Annotated in this window: 18 protein-coding genes and 1 pseudogene; 7 read left to right on the forward strand and 12 right to left on the reverse strand. The window is 40.5% G+C overall.

Features of this window, described 5'->3' with window-relative positions; genetic code table 11:
* Positions 1-124 precede the first annotated feature (124 nt).
* From ACE1CC_RS30205 to ACE1CC_RS30220, 4 genes are all read left to right on the forward strand, one after another.
* Positions 125-1,582 (forward strand): folate/biopterin family MFS transporter, encoded by a 1,458-nt coding sequence (locus ACE1CC_RS30205; RefSeq protein ID WP_413274132.1) that lies wholly within the window; start codon positions 125-127, stop codon positions 1,580-1,582.
* An 82-nt stretch (positions 1,583-1,664) separates the two neighbouring features.
* Positions 1,665-3,182 carry a carotenoid oxygenase family protein gene (locus tag ACE1CC_RS30210; RefSeq protein ID WP_413274133.1) on the forward strand — a complete coding sequence of 506 codons (1,518 nt, stop codon included), beginning with the start codon at positions 1,665-1,667 and terminating at the stop codon, positions 3,180-3,182.
* Positions 3,183-3,361: 179 nt separating this feature from the next.
* Positions 3,362-4,579 carry a glycosyltransferase family 2 protein gene (locus ACE1CC_RS30215; RefSeq protein WP_413274134.1) on the forward strand — a complete coding sequence of 406 codons (1,218 nt, stop codon included), beginning with the start codon at positions 3,362-3,364 and terminating at the stop codon, positions 4,577-4,579.
* Between the two features lie 271 nt (positions 4,580-4,850).
* Positions 4,851-5,381, forward strand: a complete 531-nt coding sequence (locus ACE1CC_RS30220; protein WP_413274135.1) for a phycobiliprotein lyase — start codon at positions 4,851-4,853, stop codon at positions 5,379-5,381.
* Between the two features lie 40 nt (positions 5,382-5,421).
* Here ACE1CC_RS30220 and ACE1CC_RS30225 read toward each other — a convergent pair whose 3' ends face one another.
* The 6 genes from ACE1CC_RS30225 to ACE1CC_RS30250 form a co-directional block, all read right to left on the reverse strand.
* Positions 5,422-5,616 (reverse strand): hypothetical protein, encoded by a 195-nt coding sequence (locus ACE1CC_RS30225; protein ID WP_413274136.1) that lies wholly within the window; start codon positions 5,614-5,616, stop codon positions 5,422-5,424.
* Positions 5,617-5,722: 106 nt separating this feature from the next.
* A complete protein-coding gene (locus tag ACE1CC_RS30230) occupies positions 5,723-6,121 on the reverse strand; it encodes a type II toxin-antitoxin system death-on-curing family toxin (RefSeq protein WP_413274137.1) in 399 nt (132 codons plus the stop codon).
* Positions 6,108-6,299: a DUF2281 domain-containing protein gene (locus tag ACE1CC_RS30235; protein WP_413274138.1), complete on the reverse strand. Its 192-nt coding sequence runs from the start codon at positions 6,297-6,299 to the stop codon at positions 6,108-6,110. Before ACE1CC_RS30235 ends, ACE1CC_RS30230 begins: the two co-directional genes overlap by 14 nt.
* Before the next feature lie 183 nt (positions 6,300-6,482).
* Positions 6,483-8,207 (reverse strand): diflavin flavoprotein, encoded by a 1,725-nt coding sequence (locus tag ACE1CC_RS30240; protein ID WP_413274139.1) that lies wholly within the window; start codon positions 8,205-8,207, stop codon positions 6,483-6,485.
* A 75-nt stretch (positions 8,208-8,282) separates the two neighbouring features.
* Entirely contained in the window at positions 8,283-8,864 is a 582-nt protein-coding gene (locus tag ACE1CC_RS30245) for a phosphate-starvation-inducible PsiE family protein (protein ID WP_413274140.1), read from the reverse strand.
* Between the two features lie 247 nt (positions 8,865-9,111).
* Complete coding sequence (locus tag ACE1CC_RS30250) at positions 9,112-11,883, reverse strand: GAF domain-containing protein (RefSeq protein WP_413274141.1); 2,772 nt, start codon at positions 11,881-11,883, stop codon at positions 9,112-9,114.
* 408 nt (positions 11,884-12,291) lie between these two features.
* On the opposite strand from ACE1CC_RS30250, the pseudogene ACE1CC_RS30255 reads away from it, so the two are divergent.
* A pseudogene (locus tag ACE1CC_RS30255) lies at positions 12,292-12,603 on the forward strand (zinc ribbon domain-containing protein); the annotation flags it as partial.
* Here ACE1CC_RS30255 and glmM read toward each other — a convergent pair.
* The 4 genes from glmM to ACE1CC_RS30275 form a co-directional block, all read right to left on the reverse strand.
* Positions 12,582-14,078, reverse strand: coding sequence for a phosphoglucosamine mutase (gene glmM, locus ACE1CC_RS30260; RefSeq protein ID WP_413274142.1), 1,497 nt, complete (start codon positions 14,076-14,078; stop codon positions 12,582-12,584). The pseudogene ACE1CC_RS30255 and the gene glmM sit on opposite strands and share 22 nt — an antisense overlap.
* A 511-nt stretch (positions 14,079-14,589) precedes the next feature.
* On the reverse strand, positions 14,590-14,889 hold the full coding sequence (locus ACE1CC_RS30265; protein WP_413274143.1) for a DUF7734 family protein: 300 nt from the start codon (positions 14,887-14,889) through the stop codon (positions 14,590-14,592).
* 6 nt (positions 14,890-14,895) lie between these two features.
* Positions 14,896-15,492: a DUF3177 family protein gene (locus ACE1CC_RS30270; protein ID WP_413274200.1), complete on the reverse strand. Its 597-nt coding sequence runs from the start codon at positions 15,490-15,492 to the stop codon at positions 14,896-14,898.
* Positions 15,493-15,601: 109 nt separating this feature from the next.
* Positions 15,602-15,823 (reverse strand): Calvin cycle protein CP12, encoded by a 222-nt coding sequence (locus tag ACE1CC_RS30275; protein WP_413274144.1) that lies wholly within the window; start codon positions 15,821-15,823, stop codon positions 15,602-15,604.
* 463 nt (positions 15,824-16,286) lie between these two features.
* Here ACE1CC_RS30275 and ACE1CC_RS30280 point away from each other — a divergent pair, with 463 nt between their 5' ends.
* On the forward strand, positions 16,287-17,528 hold the full coding sequence (locus ACE1CC_RS30280) for an FIST signal transduction protein (RefSeq protein WP_413274145.1): 1,242 nt from the start codon (positions 16,287-16,289) through the stop codon (positions 17,526-17,528).
* Between the two features lie 124 nt (positions 17,529-17,652).
* Here the strand turns inward: ACE1CC_RS30280 and ACE1CC_RS30285 are convergent, their stop codons facing one another.
* Positions 17,653-18,750: a metallophosphoesterase family protein gene (locus ACE1CC_RS30285; RefSeq protein ID WP_413274146.1), complete on the reverse strand. Its 1,098-nt coding sequence runs from the start codon at positions 18,748-18,750 to the stop codon at positions 17,653-17,655.
* 227 nt (positions 18,751-18,977) lie between these two features.
* Between ACE1CC_RS30285 and trmB the strand changes: the two genes are divergently transcribed.
* The gene (gene trmB / locus ACE1CC_RS30290) at positions 18,978-19,625 is read left to right on the forward strand and encodes a tRNA (guanosine(46)-N7)-methyltransferase TrmB (protein WP_413274147.1); all 648 of its coding nucleotides are present in this window, start codon (positions 18,978-18,980) and stop codon (positions 19,623-19,625) included.
* A gap of 130 nt (positions 19,626-19,755) precedes the next feature.
* Here trmB and ACE1CC_RS30295 read toward each other — a convergent pair whose 3' ends face one another.
* Positions 19,756-21,648, reverse strand: a complete 1,893-nt coding sequence (locus ACE1CC_RS30295) for an ArnT family glycosyltransferase (RefSeq protein WP_413274148.1) — start codon at positions 21,646-21,648, stop codon at positions 19,756-19,758.
* Positions 21,649-21,667: the final 19 nt, after the last annotated feature.

The following is a 21,667-nucleotide window of genomic DNA, read 5'->3' on the forward strand; positions in this document are numbered from 1 at the left end:
TTAGCAGGAATTACGCAATTTTTAGGAAATTACCAACCTAAAACCACCCTTCCCCCCACTGACAGACTTCAGCCACCAGAATATATATGTTATAAATGTCATAATTCTTAATGATTTTTTATCAATGGTGGTTTCCTCCTCTGGCTTGTCTAAGCTCAAAGATTCCTTGACAAAAACAACTTTATTTGGTAAAGAACTTACACCTGAGTTAGTCGCTATTTTATTGGTGTACTTCGTTCAGGGCGTTTTAGGGTTGGCACGCCTAGCTGTCAGCTTTTTCCTCAAAGATGAATTGGCACTGAGTCCGGCTCAAGTGTCGGCTTTTATGGGAATTGCGGCTTTACCCTGGATAGTTAAACCTTTATTTGGCTTTATTTCGGATGGTTTGCCAATTTTGGGTTATCGACGGCGACCTTATTTAATTCTCTCTGGGTTTTTGGGATCTGCGGCTTGGATTTCTTTGGCGACGGTGGTGCATAGTGCTTGGGGGGCGACAATTGCGATCGCGCTCTCCTCCCTCTCTGTTGCCATGAGTGACGTAATTGTAGATTCCTTAGTCGTAGAAAGAGCCAGACGAGAATCAATTAGTGATGCCGGATCTTTACAATCTCTTTCTTGGGGCTCTACCGCATTAGGAGGTTTAATTACCGCTTACTTAAGCGGCTTTTTATTACAACATTTCAGCACCCGCACTGTATTTGCTATTACCGCCACTTTTCCCCTCATTGTGTCGATCGTGGCTTGGTTAATTGCTGAGTCACCAATTATTGAAAAACCCGATTTTTCCACATTTTGGCAACAAGTTAAACAACTAAAAAAAGCTGTTACTCAAAAAGCAATTTGGTTGCCCACTGCATTTTTATTTCTCTGGCAATGTACCCCTACCGCTGATGCCGCCTTTTTCTTCTTTACTACTAATGAATTGGGGTTTCAACCAGAGTTTTTGGGCAGAGTTCGTTTAGTAACTAGTGTTGCTTCTTTGGTAGGAGTTTGGCTGTTTCAAAGATTCTTTAAAAATGTTCCTTTTCGCAGCTTTTTTGCTTGGACAACGGTGCTGTCTGCGGCGCTGGGAATGACAATGCTGTTACTAGTTACTCACACAAACCGCGCTTTGGGAATCGATGACCATTGGTTTAGTTTGGGAGATAGTTTAATTCTCACAGTTATGGGACAAATTGCTTATATGCCAGTGTTAGTTTTGGCAGCAAGGCTTTGTCCTCCAGGTGTGGAAGCTACCTTATTTGCACTACTCATGTCAGTGACAAATTTAGCACATTTACTCTCTTATGAGTTTGGCGCTTTGTTAATGCACTGGCTGGGAATTACAGAAAATAATTTCCAATCTCTTTGGATATTGGTAGTAATTGCTAACTTAAGCACTCTTCTACCTTTACCTTTTATAAATTGGTTGCCAAAAGGCGATCCCCAAGCAGAAGTTTCTGAGCAATATATTCAACCAGTTCCTGCTTTGGAACTTGATTCTACTGCTTCTGGGCATATAACACAACCTTTTTTACCTGATTTGATGTCAGAATTGGTGCCTAACTCTTTGTTAATGGAAGCAGAGAAATCGGCTGAATAAGTAGAGACGTTGTATACAACGTCTCTACAATCTAAAAATTATATCGTCTGACGCACTCTCCAGTACTACCAACTACCAAAATATGCAAAACTTCCAACTTTACGAACACGCATCTACAGTTCCGGTCAAATCTTACGATCGCCAAAAATGGCAAAAAGGCTATCAATCCCTGAAACAAGAATTTAATTACTGGATTGATGATATCGAAGGCGAAATTCCCCCTAATCTCCAAGGAACTTTATTTCGTAATGGCCCCGGTTTATTAGATATTAACGGACAAAAAGTACATCATCCTTTTGATGGCGATGGGATGATTTGTGCTTTTACTTTTACTAACGGCAAAGCTTACTTTCAAAATCGCTTTGTCCGAACTAAAGGTTTTGTCGAAGAACAAAAAGCCGGAAAAATTCTCTATCGTGGCGTTTTTGGCACTCAAAAACCTGGGGGTTGGTTAGCTAATGCTTTTGATTTAAAAGTAAAAAATATCGCCAATACTAATGTAATTTATTGGGGGAAAAAACTCCTGGCACTTTGGGAAGCAGCTGAACCCCATCGCCTCAATCCAAATAATTTGGCGACTTTGGGAATGGAATATTTTGATCGCATTTTACAACCAGGAGATGCTTTTGCTGCTCATCCTTGCATCGATCCCAGTTGCGAATGGGATGACGGCAAACCTAGATTAGTTAATTTCTCCATTAAACCAGCACTTTCTACTACTATTACTATTTACGAGTTAGATGAATCTGGCAAAATTGTCCAGCGTCATGCTCATTCTGTTCCTGGTTTTGCCTTTATTCACGATTTTGCCATTACCCCAAACTACTGTATTTTCTTTCAAAATCCTGTAGCTTTTAATCCTTTGCCTTTTATATTTGGTTGGCAAGGTGCAGGTCAATCGATCAAATTTAATCCCAAAGAACCAACACGCATTATCATCATTCCCCGTCATGCTAATACTGCTATTTCGGAAGTAAAGATTTTAGAAACTAAGTCGGGTTTCGTTTTCCATCATGCCAATGCTTTTGAGCAGGATAACGAAATTTATATTGACTCGGTTTGCTATGAATCTCTCCCTACCGTCGATCCGAATTCTGATTACCAAGAAACAGATTTTGATGCGCTTTCTCCGGGACAACTTTGGCGCTTTGTAGTGAATTTGAATGAGCAAACGGTGCGGCGACAAATGTTAGAAAGTCGCTGTTGCGAGTTTCCTTGGGTGCATCCGGCAAAAGTAGGCAGATCTCATCGTTATTTATATCTTGGTGCGGCTCATGCTGCGTCAGGAAATGCACCGCTTCAGGCAATTTTAAAAATTGACCAAGTTTCTGGGGAAAGACAGCTTTGGAGTGCTGCGCCAGAGGGTTTTGTCAGTGAACCTGTGTTTGTTCCGGCTCCTGATGCCGTCAATGAAGATGATGGCTGGATAATGACGTTAGTTTATGATTCTGCACATCATCGATCGGATTTAGTGATTTTAGATGCTCGCAATTTGCATCAAAAACCAGTAGCTCGGTTACATTTAAAACATCACGTTCCCTACGGATTGCATGGAAACTTTACGCCAGAGGTATTTGAGATTCAAGAATTACGTAATTAAAGTAATAAATTGGTAAAAAACTTAATATTTTGAGCGTTACTTTTTTAACTGTTGTGGGATTTCTAATCTTAGAGGGTTGACGGGGAAAAATATAAGCAGTAATACTAATGCCAAACAAAGCATTAGTTGCTCCCCCCCTAGATTAGCCAATCAGCAGGGTGCTAACCAGGTAAACCTCTATGAAATTCACAATAGTTATTACCACTTACAACCGTTTGTCTTTGTTAAGACGCTCAATAGCTTCAGCCTTGGCGCAAAGTGTACCCTGTGAAGTAGTGGTAGCTGATGATTGTTCCTCTGATGGTACAGAAGCATATCTCTGTAATTTGCGGGAAGAACTTCGTGCTAAAGGAGACGATCGTTTAGTTTATCACCGCAACTCACATAATATGGGTCATGCGGCAACAATTAATGCGGGAGTACAAGCTGCTACGGGAGACTGGATTAAGCCTGTAGATGATGATGATTATTTAGCAGATAATTGTATTGAGGAGATTATAAAGGCGATCGCTCTGCGTCCCCAAGCTGTAATTTGCTCCTGTCAAGCAGCACAAGTTGATGTTAACCAAAATGAACTTAGCCGCACCCGCAAAGCTGGCCCCGGTAAAGTTTTTTACATCCCCCAAGAAGACATTCACTACGGAATGTTACTCGAACAAATTCCCTTTGGTACTCCGATTCAAGTAGCTTTTACTCGTGATGCTTTCCTCAAATCAGGAGGTTGGGATTCGCGGTTAGATGTTAATTTTGATGATATCGATTCTTGGGTAAAAATTGCTCAGTTTGGCGATGCTATTTTTATTAATCAATGTTTAGCTTATCGCACGGTTTGGCCTGGTAGTTATAATAAAAAATTCTCCCGGCAAAAACGACTTGATACTCATATTGAACTCAAGGAAAAAATTTACTCTTTAGTTGATGAAAAGCATCGCCAAAATATTCCTAGTATCCGCGCTTTTCGTAATTATCTTAGATTACACTGGGCTTTAGTTGCTGCTAAACAGCGTAGTATTACCGATGTTTTGAGTTTGGCTTTACCTGCTGTTTTTTATCTTCCGGCTTGGAAACTTTTATTCATAGCAATTATTACCCGTTACAATCAACAGTTTTTATTACAAAAGCAATTGGATAAAAACATTTGGGTATGGACGAAACTTTCGATTTTGGTTGGGGAAAATCGCTTTTATAATTATGCAGATTTTTACAAGATTCGCCATTACTTGCGATTACGTCATAGTTTGATAGCATTTAAGCAAGGCAAATTCTCGATCGCCATAACACTCGCTTTTCCCTCAGTGTTTTCTGTCGCAGCTTGGAAACTCTTAATTAAATCAATCATCTCAGAGCACCATCTCCAAAAAGATGCTTTGATTCGGAAGTTTGTGTTAGTTTACTGATTTTTCTGAACAAAAATAAAATCATTCTTTAGAGTCAGACACTTTTGGTTTAGAGATTGTAACTTAATAGTAGGGGCTGTGCGATTCGGTCATCAAATTTGTTTTCAGTAATCAATTGTGACCCGAATGCTAATGCCTACCCTGCCACCCATTAATTCTCTGGGTAGACCAAGAGTAAGTATTTTTACGTTATATTAAGTTAAGTTACGAAATGTAAAGCAATGCCAATCAACGGCATTCTGACAATTACTTTGTACTAGGACAAAATTCTGTGACCACACTACTACAACTTTCCCAAACAGAAAATCTCATCGCCGCGTTTTTCCAAGAGTCGGAGGGGACTTGGCATTCTGAGCGCCGTTATTACACTTTGCCACAGGTGGAAACTAAAGAGATGGTGAGTATCCTAAAAATTGAGTTTCTGGAACAGGGAAGGGAGGAACTGCGAGAGTTAGCGCAATTGCATGGTTTAAGTGATGAAATAATTCTCCGTTGTGGCGCAAAGGTGAGTTGGGAAAGTAAGGAATCGGTGAGTGAGAAAAAGCAGTCGAAAGGGGAAACTTTGTTTGGTGCATGGGGAAATATTTTGTATCGCGATCGCGGTTTCGCCACATCAAAACCTGTAACAGCAAAGTATTATTTCCCCAATCCGCAAACTTTGTGTTTGCGAACAGAATATAACGATTCAGTATTTGAAGAAGAGTTAAAATTAGTGGGAAAAAATTACCGCACCAGACAATCAATTATTTCCCGTGCTGGGGAACAGTTGATGATTGGTCAATATTTAGAAAAAAGAATTTGATGGTAGTTTCTTGTGAGCGTTAATCAGCAGTTAGTTAGCTTTAAAATAAATTTTGTGTTGCGAGTTTCCAACCAGATTCAGCTAATATTTCTATATCGCAGCAGAGGCTAAAACCGAGCTTAGGGTTGTAGAGGGTGGCATAAATTCCTGCGGTTGTTTCGCTAATTTCCACAATATAAGCTTCGGTGCCTTTGCGATCGCTTACTAACTTTTGTCCTACTTTCCAAGCTTTCATTATTTACTCCTGAAATCGCCTTATTAACCAATTTACTATCAAGTTAACTAGATTTAATTCCTGCTTTTGAGTCATCCGATTGGGTGAGATAGGGATTAATTATTAATTAGTCATCAATGCAAATTACTGATTGTTGTAAGTAGTTAATCAATTCTGCTTTGCTAATCTCACCCTGTACTACTTGTAAAACTAAATTATATGCTTGCTCATCTGTTAAATTCAAATAATACTTATTCAACCGCAAAAAAGTATCCATTACCGCAAAAGCCGTGCGCTTATTTCCATCAATAAACGGATGATTCATTGAAATATGATAAAGATAAGCACCAGCTTGCTCATAAATTGTTGAATGTAAAAACTCGCCGCCAAAAGTTGCTTGTGGTTGAGCTAATGCAGATTCTAACAAACCTTCATCTCTGATCCCGAAACTACCACCAAAGCTAGCAATTATATCTGTATGAATCTCCTCAACTTCAGAAAAGGAGAGAAAATTAGGAGTTGGCAAGACGACGGTAAACCTCTTCTCTTTCTCGCTTAGATGCTAGGTAAGCATTCCAAACATCACTGGAATTTGATTCTGAAGAATGCTTAGTTTTCAAAGATAGCACAAACTCAAGCACTTGCTCGATCATAGAGTCTGGCATCTGGTCAATTTCGTGAATTAGTTGTTCTTTAGTAGCCATAGTTTCAGCTGATTAATCTAACTCCAGTTTAATAGCAAAATTGGTCATTAGTCATTAGATAAAATAAATCTTCATCTGCGTTTATCTGCTTTTATCTGCTTCCATCTGCGGTTAAAAATCAGAACTTCACATTTTTACCAAAAACCACAAATGACAAATAACTAATGACCAATGACCAACTAATTAATAATAACTACCAGACTTGCGGTGATGAACAGCAGTAACGCCATCAGCTTGTAACACTTTTCCTTCATCTGCGGTAGCATAAACTAACCAATGATCGCCGCATTCCATCCGGTTTTGTACTGTACATTCTAGATAAGCTAAAGCGCCTGTTAAAATGGGACAACCATTTTTTGATTCTTCAGTTTCCACATTAGCAAAACGGTCTTCTCCGGGAGCAAAACTTTTCATGAAATGCTTCCGTAACTGTCGCCCTTCTGCCAAAATATTCAACACAAATTTATCGCCAATGTGAGTCATTGTTTCTAAGGCGCGATCTTTAGCGACAGCAACAGTAAGTCCTGGTGGATTAAAAGTTGCTTGGGAAACCCAAGAAGCTAACATGGCGCTTTTTAGGTCGCCTTTTTTAGTAGTAACTACACACAAAGAACCGATAATTCTTCCTACAGCTTGTTCAGTTCTCGCTGCTTGAGAGTCGCCTACAGGTTGACGTAATGGGCGAACTTTTTTGGATTTTTTCAAAGCTTGAGCAAAGTCGGTTCCGGCTTCTTCGCAATATTGTAATGTGCTGTCATCGGGTTTAAATTTAACGCGAATTGGTTCAAATCCAAATCGATAACCTGCGTCTTTTAGTTTACCTTCGATCAAATCAATTGCTTCGCCACTCCAACCAAAGGAACCAAAAACACCTGCTAATTTCGTTTTTGCTGCTGTGGATAAAACTATTCCTAAAGCTGTTTGAATTTGGGTTGGTGCATGACCTCCTAATGTGGGAGAACCGATAATAAATCCATCAGCTTTTTCAATTGCGGCTTGAATTTCTGTAGGTTCAGAAAATTCACAATTGATAGTTTCAACGCTGACTCCAGATTTAGTAACGCCGTGTGCGATCGCCTGCGCCAAAGCAGCAGTATTCCCATAAGCAGAAGCATACAATAGCGCCACTGTTGCTTCTTGATTCTTCTGTTGCTGACACCATTCTCGGTAAGATTTGGTTAAATCAGTTAAGCTATAAAGCACCAAAGGGCCATGACCTGTAGCATAGAATTTGACGTTAAATTCTGCTAATTTATCAAGGGCTGTTTCCACTTGACGTGCATGGGGAGCCATTAAACAATCAAAATAATAACGTCGATCTTCTTGGAAAATAGTCCAGCCTTCATCAAATACCTGATCGCCGCAAATATGCGCCCCAAAAAGTTTATCAGTGTAGAGGATTTTTGTTTGCGGATCGTAAGTACAAAGTTGATCGGGCCACCGAGGACTAGGTGTAGCAATAAATTCTAAATGATGACCTTTACCAATGTCTAATGCTTCTTCTCCCTTGACTACTAAAATGTTTAATTCTTGTTCAGCAAAAGCGCTTCTCAGAGCGATCGCACCTGGATTAGAACAAACAAAAGTAATTTGTGGTGCTAATTCTAACAAAGCTTTTAAAGATGCGGCGCGATTGGGATTAACATGACCCAAAATTACATAATCTATACTTTTTGGGTCAATATATCGCTGTAAAGCTGTTAAGAAAATTTCGGTAAAAGATTCTCCCGGAGGGTCAATTAAAACGTTTTTTTCGCCTTGAATTAAGTAGGAATTAGCTGTTGTTCCCCGTTGTAGGGCGTATTCAATCTCAAACTTTAGTCGCTCCCAAGTGCGCGATCGCATTACTACTGTATCTAAGCCGATCGGCAGAACTTGCACATCTCTTTTCTTAATTGCTTGGATCATGATCTTTTAGAGTATTTGGTGATGGGTTTTTGGGAAATTTAACTGCTAACGAGATTCGACAATCTATAAAAAATGCTAGTGATGTTCGCTCACTACATTACCATTTTTTTCTAAGAAATTAGCAGCAATTTTATAATCTTGCTGTTGCTTTTCTGCTGTTGCTATAGATTCATCTGTTTCCTTGCCTTTATGTCTTAAAGAAATCATTTTTTCTGGATCGATTCCTCTAAATGTTGGTGGTAGCCATGCTCTTACTATTAACAACACTGCCATAACTATCAAGAAAGCACAAGCCGATAAAATTTGTGTCCAATGTGCTTCCAACACTCCCCGCACCAACACTTCCCTTAATACAGATACAATAGAAACTTCAACTGCAACTCCGATCGACACTCGTTGTTCCTGTAAGTAAATAATCAAAAGTCGGAACAATTCCACCAAAATTAACAAGAAGAGAATATCCGATGTCACTACTTTAAAATTCAGCGGAGGTAGCAATTCAAAAAACATTGCTCTTAGCTGAATTGCCATCAAAGTAAATAAGCCAATGCAAAGAGAAATGATTAACAAATCTTGAATTGTTTCTAAAAAACGGACAATTCCGCTTTTATTTAACCATCCACCGCTAGTTTGCTCATTCTTTAACAGCTTGTACATTTCTCGTCCCTCTATCTTGATAGTTTTAGCATACCTTTAATTAAATTATAAGTTAACCCACTAGCTATCAAAATAACTAATGATTCGCATCAATAAAGTTCCTAAAATGAGGTGCGTCAGAAAAGCTAAAACTCTTTGAATTTCCCGATTTTCGGTCTGACAAACAATTAATATTAGGTACGTTGTTGCGCTTTAGCGCTATTACCACTGGTAATAATAGCGCTAAAGCGCAACAACCTACCCATTTCTAAATAATTTTTCTTGGTTGTACTAAAGGAATCTTGATAAAAAATTCTGTACCTTCTCCTAAAGTTGATTCGCACCACAGCGCTCCTTGGTGTCTTTCTACTACAATTTGGTAGCTAATTGATAAGCCTAAACCTGTGCCTTTTCCTACTGGTTTAGTGGTGAAGAAAGCGTCAAATAATTGTTTTTTGGCTTTGGCGGGTATACCTGGGCCATTATCAGCAATGCGGATAATAATAGAATTATCATCATAAAGTCCGGTGCGAATTGTAATAGTAGGAGATAAGTTATCTTTGCCTGTTTTCTCTTCTAAAGCATCAATCGCATTGCTGATTATATTCATAAATACCTGATTTAATTGTCCAGCAAAACATTCTATTAAAGGTATTTTTCCGTACTCTTTAATTAGTTCGATTTGGGGAGTTGTACCGTTACCTTTGAGCCGATTTTGCAAGATTAATAAAGTGCTTTCAATGCCTTCATGAATGTCAACTGCTTTCATTTCTGCCTGTTCAAGTCGGGAGAAGTTCCGCAAACTCAGAACAATTTGGCGAATGCGATCGGTCCCTACTTTCATGGAAGATAGAATTTTCGGCATATCCAGCATCAAAAATTCTAAGTCAATTTCTTCGCTACATTCTTGGATTTCTGGGTTAGGATTGGGATAAATTTCTTGGTAAAGATTGATTAATTTTAGTAAGTCTTTGCTGTAATTATTAATATAGGTTAAATTGCCATAAATAAAGTTAACTGGATTGTTAATTTCATGGGCTACTCCAGCTACTAATTGCCCTAAACTAGACATTTTTTCGGTTTGAATTAATTGGGCTTGAGTTTGTTGCAAGTCATACAAAGCTTGTTGCAAAGCAGCGGCTTTCTTCTGAGCAGTAGCAGCAGCAAGTTGGCTTTTTTTGTAAAGTTCTGCTTGTTGAATGGCGATCGCTAACTGTGTACTAATTTGTTGTAATAATTCCACTTCCGAATCTTGCCAAACTCTCGGTAAATTACACTCCTGAACAATCAATAATCCCCAAATTTTATTATTGTTAATTTCTGCATCTAATTCGGTTGTTTCCTCAGTTTTCATAATTGGTACGACTAAACTAGCCCGCACCTGTAACTGCTGCAAAAATACTAAATGGCGATCGCTAATATCCGCATTAGCTACATCATTAATTACCTGTACCACTTCTCCCTGATACGGATAGGAATACTTTCGCAAAAAACAACAATTATGGCTCATCTCTTGCTCAATATCTGAGCAATTTTCCCTTGTTTCTTGCACCAGTAACTCACCTTGATTTCCCTCAGTAAACTGATATATTGCTACTCGATCTGTAGCTAAAAAATTCTGTACTTCCTTGACGGTTGTTTGTAAAATTGTCTTTAAATCTAACGTCCGACGAATTTGGTTACTAATTACTCTTAATAAAGATTCTCGCTCCATCGTCGCCCGACTTTGAGCATATAAACAAGCTTGATGAATAGCAATAGCTAATTGATTCGCTACTGCTTCTGATAATTCTAAATCACTTTTTGTCCAATAGCGATTATAAGCACATTGATTAAGATAAAGAATTGCGTGTAATACATTATTTGCTTGTACGGGAATCACTAAAGAAGATTTAATCGCTGCTTTTTGGTATTCTTCATTTTGTTCCCCAATTCGCGTATCCTGAGCAATATCATTAATTACCACTGATTGTCTGTGTTTAATTACCCATTGAGTAATCGGCCCTTGAGTGTCAAAATCATTTAAAGAAGCCGGAAAAGGTTCCCGATACACTTCATATAAATGCTGACGGCGATAAGCTATTTGATGGGCTGTTTCCCAAAAGCTTTTTGCTTGGCTTTCTGTTAATTCTAAATTAGTATTTTCTAATAATATATTCTGTTTAACTTCCGATTTGGTTGGGCTGACAGTTTCTACTAAATGCACTAAACAACGATCGACTTCTAAGGCATCTAACAACTGCGCGATCGCTGAATTTAAAATTGTTTCTAAATCTAAACTTTGCCTAGTTTGGCTAGTAATTTGATTAATTAGTTTTTCTCTTTGCGCTTGTCTCTGACTACGTTCGTAAATTTGCGATTGCCGAATCGCGATCGCTAATTGTTGGGCAATTAACTGTAAAAAATCTAGCTCATTTACACTCCAATTACGTGGTCCCGAACAATAGCAAGCAATTAATCCTAGCGAGGTTTCCTGAAAAATTTCTTTAGTCGTATCCCGATAAACAGGAATTATTAATTGAGCATAATCTTTCTTTTGTAAGGAACTTTGTTCGCCTCTTCGGCGGCGCGATCGCGTATTTGTTTGCTGCGTCAGCATTTGCGCTATCACCTCAAACGAGGCTAACATTGAATCAGTCCCTGATTTCATATAAATTAAGTCATTTTTAATTCCTGAAGCAATTTTTTCTAAAGCACTAGCTGCTCTAGTAAATATTTCTAATGGGCAATATTCCCCTGACACCAATTTTTGTTTTTCCCCTACCCATTCGTGAGGTACATTAATTTGTTTCGTATTTGGTAAATACCACAAAAAACTACAACGTTCTATATCTAATAACTTGGCTATTTCTTCTAATGCTACTTCTATTGGCGCACAATTTTGTATTCCTAAACTTTCGGAAGCGTTCCAAATTCGCGCAATTATTTTTTGCAAGATTACACTCCTTTTATAGGACTCTGCAATTTCTGGGTTAACTAACTGTTTTTCCTCATAAAATCCAGACGCTAATTTAGGTATTAGGGATATAGAATCTACCATAATTACACCTTTTAAGAATGCTGAATGGGGACATTTTAGAAGCGAAAAGTTTGCCTTTGTGATTTTTCAGCTAACTATAGCCCTCTTCAGTTTTAGTTGAACTGATTTTAACTGCCACTCAATTTAATTTATGTATGAATTGTTAGCGTTTAAATCTTTTGCTAGCAGCTTCACAAGCTTAGCAAGCTTCGTTTGTTAAAAATTTTATTATTTTGATTAAATTTAATTCGTTCTTAATTTTATTTGGTCGCCTTTGACGAAATTGAATCATATCTTACAAATATCTTATATCTTTGTAGTATCGGAGAGAAAGCAAAAAATTTTCGTATAATCCTATACAAATATCCAGAAACACCGTCACAGTTGCAACTGCGACGGCGGGAACAGGTAAAAAAGTAACTTAGCTAAAGATTTTTTCCTAGTTGAAAAACCTGTCATGTGTGTCTTAATCAAGTCGGTAGTTTGCCACTAGATGTCAGATTTTGGACTTGTGAAAACTGTCAAACCAAACATGACAGGGATGTGAACGCAAGTATTAACCTTCGAGATGAAGGACTACGAATTTTGACCTCTGGAACGGGGGATAAAGCCTGTTGCCCAGATGTAAGTCGGAGTAAGGGAGGACGCAAGAAATCCACTACTACGCTTTCTGTTGGACAGGAAGCCCACACGCTCACCGTCAGGTCAGTGTGGGTAGTTCACGCAAGTAGAAGTTGTTGAACAGTGAGAACTAACTTATCTGCCCAGTGATGAGTCAGTTCAGCATTAGCCGCTTCCACCATCACCCGAATTAAAGGTTCAGTACCAGAAGCACGAACTAAAACCCGTCCTTGTCCAGCCATTGCGCTTTCTGCTTGAGCGATCGCATTAGTCAAAGCATCGCAATTTTGCCAATTCAGACGCACTTCCCGATCCTCAACTCGGACATTTTTCAGGATTTGGGGATAAGGTTGGAAACTTTGGTCTACCATTTCCTTTAAAGAAGTTCCTGTTTGCTTGACGATCGCCGCTAAATGCAAAGCTGTCAACAAACCATCACCACTAATTCCATAATGACGGCATAAAATATGCCCAGATTGTTCGCCACCTAACATCGCATCTTGACGCACCATTTCTGCGTGAACATACTGATCGCCCACAGGTGTCCGCAAAAACTGACCACCGAATTTCTGCCAAGCCAGTTCAAAACCCAAATTAGCCATTACCGTAGCCACAATCATATTTCCGGGTAACTTTTGCGCCTTAGCTAAATGTTGTCCCCAGAAATAGAGAATGTAATCTCCATCTACAACGCGCCCTTGAGAGTCTACAGCCAAAGCCCGATCGGCATCGCCATCAAAAGCAAAACCCAAATCCGCTTGATGAGTTTTTACCGCTGCCTGCAACGCACCCAGATGAGTAGAACCGCAATTAACATTAATGCGATCGCCATCCGCCAATTCATGCAAGCAAATCACCTGGGCACCCATCGCCGTAAACACTTCCGGCGCTATCCCCACAGCCGCACCCCAAGCCAGATCTAACACCACGCGCATTCCCCGCAAATCTAACCCTGCTTGCAGCGGTTGAGTCAACGAAGCTGCATAATCTTTCAATAAATCCCGTCGTTGGTAGTGTTTACCCCAACTATTCCCAGTAGTTGCCGAAAATTCCCGCTTTCCGCGCAAACTAGCTTCAATTTCTGCTTGTAATGCCTTGCTCAGTTTAGTACCACTAGGCCCAAAAATTTTAATTCCATTATCCTCTGGCGGATTATGGCTAGCCGAAATCATCACCCCGCCCAAAGCACCCGAAACACTTGCTAGATAAGCCACACCCGGAGTCGGACAAATACCCAAATCCCAAACTTCCAACCCAGCCGCAGTTAACCCGGCAGATAAAGCCATTGCTAACATATTGCTGGAATTTCGCGGATCTTGACCGACAATTACTGTTTTATTACCAGTTTCTTGCTCACAAAAGGTCGATCGCAACACCTGACCACAGTGTAACCCTACCTGCAACGCCAGTTCCGCAGTTAGCAACTCCCCAACTTTCCCCCTAATCCCATCGGTGCCAAATAAAGCCGTCGATGGCAGAGCAATAGAATGGTATCCTTGGCTAGGACTCGGTTGCAGCGATTTTACTGGCTGTACTAGAGATAATCCTAATTCAGCACGTCCAGAAGACTGAGTTTTAACAGGGGTTGAAACCATAAGCTAAAGTCACTCCACACATCACACTTACTTACTAGTGGAGGATAGCACTTTCGGGAGCTAGTCTAAAGTGGTTAAACGCTTTTTACTTCTGCCGATTGACTATTTCACCTGATTGTAATCCGGGACTTGTAGTGTTTATATGTATTTTCTGTGAAGATACAATTAAGTAATTGTAAGTAACCAAGTTAATCTAGTTCTATATAAATAACGAATTATACCTAATACTGCTCGGTGACTGGGGACTAGGGGGGCTAGTAGCAGGTGAAAACTGGAATAGGATTCGCGATCGATCGATCAATTATCTGAAAGTTTGCTACAGATGCTCGCTCCCCCCTAACCCCTCTTCCCAAGAGGGGAACAATACTAGGTTTTAAGTCCTGTTCCCAAGAGGGGAACAATACTAGGTTTTAAGTTTCCCTTATTAAGGTGGATTTAGGGGCATCTGCGATTTTTTACATTCTTTTTTCGATTTGATATAAGTCCTATATCTGTTCAGGAGTTCCCTAAATTAAACTCCTACTTCTAATAACAGAGCTTCCATATTTTCCCAAGTTAAATCTTTCTGTATATAGCGAGGTGCTGAAGGATTATAGGGACTGGCGATGCGATCGACACTGAGAATTTTTGCCTCTTCTGGCAACACTGGCACATCTGGATCGCAAGCCGTAGGATTCATTAAAGAACTGGAAAAACCTTTGAAAATGGCAATTTTGTCTTCCACATCCCCCATTTGCACATTCACTAGCAAAACCTCTTGGGGACATTTTTCCGTATATTTTTCTAAGCGCCTACCAATAGAATCAGTCATATTTCATTATTGTTCAATTGCCGTGCGTCCCTGTTTCCCCAATCTAAAAAACAAAAAGTAACCAAAATACGCCACATAAAACACCAGCGCCATTAAGCCAATAAATCCCAGAAAACCCGCCCTAGTATTAGCGTGGAAATATGCTTTGAATAAAAAAGGTGGTTCTTGCCAAACTTGACAAAACTGCTCATCCATCGCCCCCGCTGAAAACGCGCAACGTAGGAAGGGAATTTGCGCGATCGCTCCTAGCAAACTGTAAACTGTAATTGCCCAGCGCCAGGAACTCACACCTAACCTCAATTTTTGCTCTGGCAAATCATTAATCTCCTCATTAATATCCTGCCAAAACCACAAAGAAGCCGGAATTAATAACCTCGACGCAAAAGCCGTAATAAAACCAATTGACCAACCACCGATCAGCAAATAAATCGTAATCGCTAACAAACTAGCAACCCGCCAGTAAATAATCATCAACCTCTGCACCGCCTCGCTTTTTCCCACAAAAGCCCAAACTAGTAGAATCAGAGGAATAATCACTGTAAACAATACCGCTAGTCGGTAATCCATCCAAACTAACGGTCGAAACCAAATGTTCTCTTGCATCATCTCCTAACTGCTTTACAGTAAAAAATTGGCAACTCGAACTCATTTTACCGAGTTCGGTTGCAGAAATTACTTATTAACTTCATTTACCAATGGGAACTAACAAAAATTAGTCCTCATATAGCCGACACTCAGCAGCATCCGGGTTATCATCACAGTATTGAGCAAAAGAAGTTTTGGGTTTCGTTTGTCGCTGATGTGAAGCTTCTGCTTGTAATTCTTCCACTGCATCCCAAGCCGCCGCACACTCGCCCGATGTCGCACCCTTAGAATCACATACGTTACGAGCTTGTTCCCGTTCTTTTTCGATTTGTTGTTCGATGTTGCTCATAGATCTTGTCTTTGTTTGAGGATTTTCTATCTTTCTGTTTAATCTCAGCTTTTTACCTCTAAAATTTACTCAGAGGCATCTATACTAATGAGATCCTAACTGTCTATTCTTACAATCAGCTTCTTCATTAGGTAAGAATCTGAGCTTATTTCTTAAGATTTAGGCGTTCCTGAATTTACAGGATGTAATAACGCCCTGTATCTTTAGCAGTTTTCATCTTATCATTTGTTTACAAAAAGCTACTAGGATGAAAACCGTAACCTTTCTCTACTACTCAAATTACAGATTGGTTGCTATCCTACCATACAATTAACATAGAACAGTGCCAGAAGGCAGAAGGCTCCAGGGCAGAAGGCAGAAGGGTTCGATCGACTTTTTACCTATTTTCAACTGCTCAATTATTTCTGCTAGGCTGTGATTTCAGATAGCGTAAAATCAGGAAATAGGACGTGACGGTAAACCCATGAGCAACCAAATTAGATGGGCAAATGCCCTCTCCACCCGTCCCTCTTTGGAAGCGGCTGTCGAGGAAGTTGTAGAACGTACAGAACAATCATTACAAGCATCAGCAGACTTAGGACTGGTGTTCATTTCCTCTGCTTTTGCTAGTGAGTATACAAGGTTAATGCCCTTACTCCAAGAACGATTATCAGCAAAAGTACTAATTGGTTGCAGTGGGGGCGGTGTAATTGGCATGAGTCGCTACGGCGAAGCCCAAGAAGTAGAAGGACAACCAGGATTAAGTCTGACTTTGCTACACTTGCCAGATGTAACAGTACAAGCCTTTCATCTCCTACCAGAAGTTTTACCAGATTTAGATAGTTCTCCCGATACTTGGGTCAATTTAATTGCTGTTTCACCTGAAACTCGACCTAATTTCATTCTATTTTCCGATCCCTTTCTATCGGGGATCAACGATCTCCTAGAAGGTTTAGATTATGCCTATCCGGGAGCGATTAAATTAGGTGGATTAGCTAGCGGTGGTAACGTTAGAGGTAATATTGCTCTATTTTGTAATTACGAACTCTATCGCGAAGGAACGGTAGGAGTTGCCCTGAGCGGTAACATTATTTTAGAAACAATTGTGGCTCAAGGTTGCCGTCCCATTGGTGAGACTTATCGCGTTACCCAAGGGGAAAGAAACATTGTTTTGGGATTAGAAGAACAAAGTAGTAATGCTTTTGGTAGTGATAATTCTCGTCCACCTTTAGAAGTGTTGCGAGATTTGTTACAAGGGTTAAGTGATACCGATCGCCTATTAGCCCAAAATTCCCTATTTGTTGGTGTAGCCAGAGACGAATTTAAACAGGAATTAGAACACGGAGACTTTTTAATTCGCAATTTGTTGGGTGTCGATCCCAAAGCAGGCGCGATCGCAATAGGCGATCGAGTTCGTCCCGGACAACGCATCAAATTTCACCTCCGAGATGCCGAAGCATCCGCTGATGATTTAGAAATGATGCTTAAACGTTACCTACAACAAACCCCCGCAGATGCCGATGCCATTGGCGCTTTAATCTTCCCCTGTGTCGGTAGAGGCGAAGGGCTTTATGGTCGCCCTAATTTTGATTCCCAAATGTTCCGTCGCTACATTAAAAATGCCCCTCTAAGTGGCTTTTTCTGTAACGGCGAAATTGGCCCCGTCGGAGGTAGCACCTTCCTTCACGGTTATACCTCCGTATTCGGCATTTGTCGCCAACCCTAGAAGAGGCAGGGGGGCAGGGGAGCAGGGGGGCAGGGGAGCAGGGGAGCAGGGGAGCAAGAAAACTCTTTAACTCAAAACTCAAAACTCAAAACTCAAAACTCGAAACTATCCCAGTCCCCTTCCCTTAAAGCAACAACGTAGCGTAATTGTCAATCATTGCGGGAGTTCGATCGCTTCCAGTAGCACTAAAATTTTGGAAAAAGCGCCTAGCTTTTGGGGGGAAATTTGGATAATCAAACATCCCATCACCAGCGGCAATATCTGCCCAGAAATAACGTAAACTGGGGGCTAATTCGCGAGCAGTTTCTAAGGGTAAACTTAAAGGTGGTTCGGTTAATAAACGCAGCATAAATTGGAGAGAGCGATCGCCCATCCACTCCCGCGAAAAATTCGGTAAATTAGGCCATTCCGGTAAAGAATCAATTCGATGACTTTCAACTTGTAACCATTTTCTTCCCAACTCATCAGCCCGAAAATGTAAAATTCGATAAGGGTGAGGATAACTCACTAAAGAACCAGTCGTAATATCATAAATTCCCCGATCCTCAGCAATATCTTGAACGTGCAAATGTCCCGTAAATACCAACTGCACCTTTGGACGTAAAATTTCCAACAACTGAGGCGCATTTTCTAACATATATCTGCGCCCCATTTTATGCTGAGATTGTCCCGGCAAATGTTCCACCACATTATGATGAATCATCACCAAAATCAACTCTTCCTTAGCAGTTGCCAAAACACCTTTTAACCACTCTAATTGAGTATCATCTAAACGTCCGATTTGATCGCCTTTTTCATGAAAATTATTAGAATTTAAACCAATTAAGCGCACTCCGGGCAAAATTTCACAAGTGTAATAAAGTTGTTTCGGGTTATCATAACCAAACTTTTGATAATAACTCGGAAAATCTGCCCAACTAATAGTTTTTTCATCACCTCGGAAAACAGGTACATCATGATTTCCCGGTACAACGTAAACTGGAAAAGGTAACTGCGCCAACCGCTGTTCTAACCAAGCATGATTCTCCCGTTCACCATGTTGAGTTAAATCTCCTGGTAATAATAAAAAATCCAGGTCGAGTTGCGCCAAATGTTGAAAAATTAATTCTAAAGCTGGAATGCTAACTTCTACCAAATGAAACCGATAAGGATTGTCCCAAATGGTGTGAGGAAGGGCGATGTGTAAATCGCTAGCCACTGCGAAGCGAAATTCTAAACTCATGATGGCAATAAGCGAATTAAATGAGTAAAACCTCGATCGAATGGAACTAAAATAAGCTGTCTAGATCCCCGACCTCCAGATCCCCGACTTCTTCGAGAAGTCGGGGATCTAGAAGGCGAAACTTTTGCTTAAGTGCCATTCAACCTTGATCCCCGTCGAGTATAACTAATACTGAGCCGTTACGACCTCTATCTGTGTAGTTTATTTACGAAAAAGGAGTAAAAATTTTGGCAGCTGTCCGAGTCCGTCAGCACGTTAACCCATTAAGCAGGAAGTATCAAACGCCAACAAGTCCCCCAGACTGGAGTCAAATTTATGCCGATCTGGATCAACCAATACATTTGGACATTGGCTGTGCTAGGGGTAGATTTGTGTTGAGCATGGCACAGATCCAACCTGATTGGAATTTTTTAGGGTTGGAAATTAGGGAACCTTTAGTTGATGAAGCAAATCAATATCGGGATCAATTAGGTTTGGGAAATTTACATTACTTATTTTGCAATGTAAATAATTCTTTGCGCCCTCTCCTGAGTTCCCTTCCTCCGGGAAAGTTGCAGCGAGTGACAATTCAATTTCCCGATCCTTGGTTTAAAAAACGTCACCAAAAACGGCGTATGGTACAACCAGAAACGGTAGCTGATTTAGCTAATTATTTGGTGATTGGTGGCGAAGTGTTTATTCAATCGGATGTGGAAGCTGTGGCGATCGAAATGCGCGATCGTTTTCAAGAACACCCAGCTTTCCAAAAACAAGGTACAACCGAATGGTTAACTCAAAACCCCCTCCCAGTCCCCACCGAACGCGAAATCGCCACCTTTAATAAAGGAGAACCTGTTTATCGCGTCTTGTTTCAGAAAATTGGGACTGGGGACTAGGGAAAGTTTTGAGTGAGAGAGTTTTGAGTTTTAAGTTAAGGAAGAGTTTTAAATTAAAGAACTTCTCCTTGTTCCCCAGTCCCCTTGTCCCCTTGTCCCCTTGTCCCCTTGTCCCCTTTTCCCTTTGTCCCTAGTCCCCAGTCACGAGTACCCGAATTAATTTGTAAGCTTTGGTTTTAGCTAATACTTGATGGGGAGTAGTATCGAGTAATTCGCGATCGACTTGGTTGGATTGACTGAGGATTAAAACAGAAGTGCGATTTGGATTAGCAGCAGCGGTTTTTTTCATGTAATTAAAGGTTTCGTTAAAACCTTCTAAATACTTGACATTTCGTTGAGTGTAGAACACCACACTGGGTTTTTTAAAGCCAATCATAAACAACTCTTCCCCTGGGTTTTCTACTTCTTTGATAACAGCAGATAATTCCCGTAAAGGCATTTGTCTGGCGCTATCCAAGAGAAAAGAGGCGGGTGTGAGGACAAAAGTTAAGAAGGCGACAAAAGCGATAAAATTGGCAACTACTAAGAATGGTAAACGGCGACGATGTAGGAGTAAAAAAATTAGGGCGATCGCACTAATTCCCCAAATTAAAAAACCGCTGAATGTTAACCCAGACTTTTCTAACAGCTGGCGCAAATTAGGTATTGCTGGATCGTATCCCAGTATCTTTGGCAGATAGAGCAGTAAACCTGCAATAGCAATACATAAAACAACGTTGAAAATTCCACTCCAAAACAAACCTTTATTTGTTTGGAACTTCTCGCTGTCGGTAATCAGAAACTTTTCCGAAGTCACAAAAGTTATTTGTTCGCTAAACAACAGCGCCACTAAAATTGCCGCTGCTGGCATTAATGGGATAACGTAGCTGGGCAACTTAGTTACCGCGATCGTAAAAAAGCCAAATATCCCGAAAAACCAAGCCAAAGCAAATAAACCAAGCTGACTGGAACGGGCAGAATTTCGCCATTTTTTCCCTTGCCAAAAGCGCAATTTGACGACCGCTAAAGGCAGATAAATCGACCAAGGGAAAAACCCTACTAACACCACCAAAAAGTAAAAATACCAAGGTGCAGAATGGCGATTAACTACTTGGGTGAAGCGTTCAACATTGTGATAACCAAAAAACGCATCAATGAAAGCATTGCCATTGCGTAAATAGCACAAGATATACCAGGGGAGAGCGATCGCACTAAAAATCAAACTACCCCAAACCGGGCGCATTTCTCGCCAAACTTCCCGCCAATTTCCCAAATAAATTACAAAACCAGCAATAATTATTAGCTGCAAAACAATCCCCACCGGGCCTTTAGTTAATACCGCCAAAGCACTTAAAACATAAAAAGCTATATACCAAGGCGAAATATTTAAAAAGAACTTTTGCTGATTTTCCCCTGAATTACTTTCATCTTTTGTCGCATAACCAATAAAAAAACAGAACAAAGATGTGCCGATACAACCACTGAGCAACATATCAGAAACACCCGTTCTCGCCCAAGCAATTGTAATCGGATTTAACGCAATTAAAGCCGCACCAATCCAAGCAGAAAGGGACTGAGGACTGGGGGAAGAGGTGGGGGGGTGGGTTCGGTCAGAGGGGGTGGGGAGAGAGTTTTTCTCCCCATCTCCCCAGGGGCTAGGAAAACCAAACCGTTGCAGGGTATAAAAACCGAGTGCCGTTAAAGCTAGTGCAGCCAAGGCAGAAGGGAGTCTTACCGCCCACTCGTTGACACCGATCGTTTGGTAGGCGATCGCCATCAGCCAGTAAACTAAAGCTGGTTTGTCAAAACGAGTCTCACCATTGAAATAAGGCGTAATCCAATCCCCCGTCACCACCATTTGCCGCGCCGCTTCCGCAAACAAAGGCTCAGTCTCATCCACCAACCCAATGCTACCCAAATGCCAAAAAAAGGCTAGCCAACCAATCAACAACACCCACAAAATCGAGAGTAACCACACCATTTTCGGATGCGTCTCCCAATACTTCTGCAAAGGAATAGTAAAGCGCTCAAAATACAGTTTCATGCAGCCTTTAACCGTCGGT

Origin of the sequence: Floridaenema aerugineum BLCC-F46 (assembly GCF_041929345.1) — a bacterium.
Taxonomy (GTDB): domain Bacteria; phylum Cyanobacteriota; class Cyanobacteriia; order Cyanobacteriales; family Aerosakkonemataceae; genus Floridanema; species Floridanema aerugineum.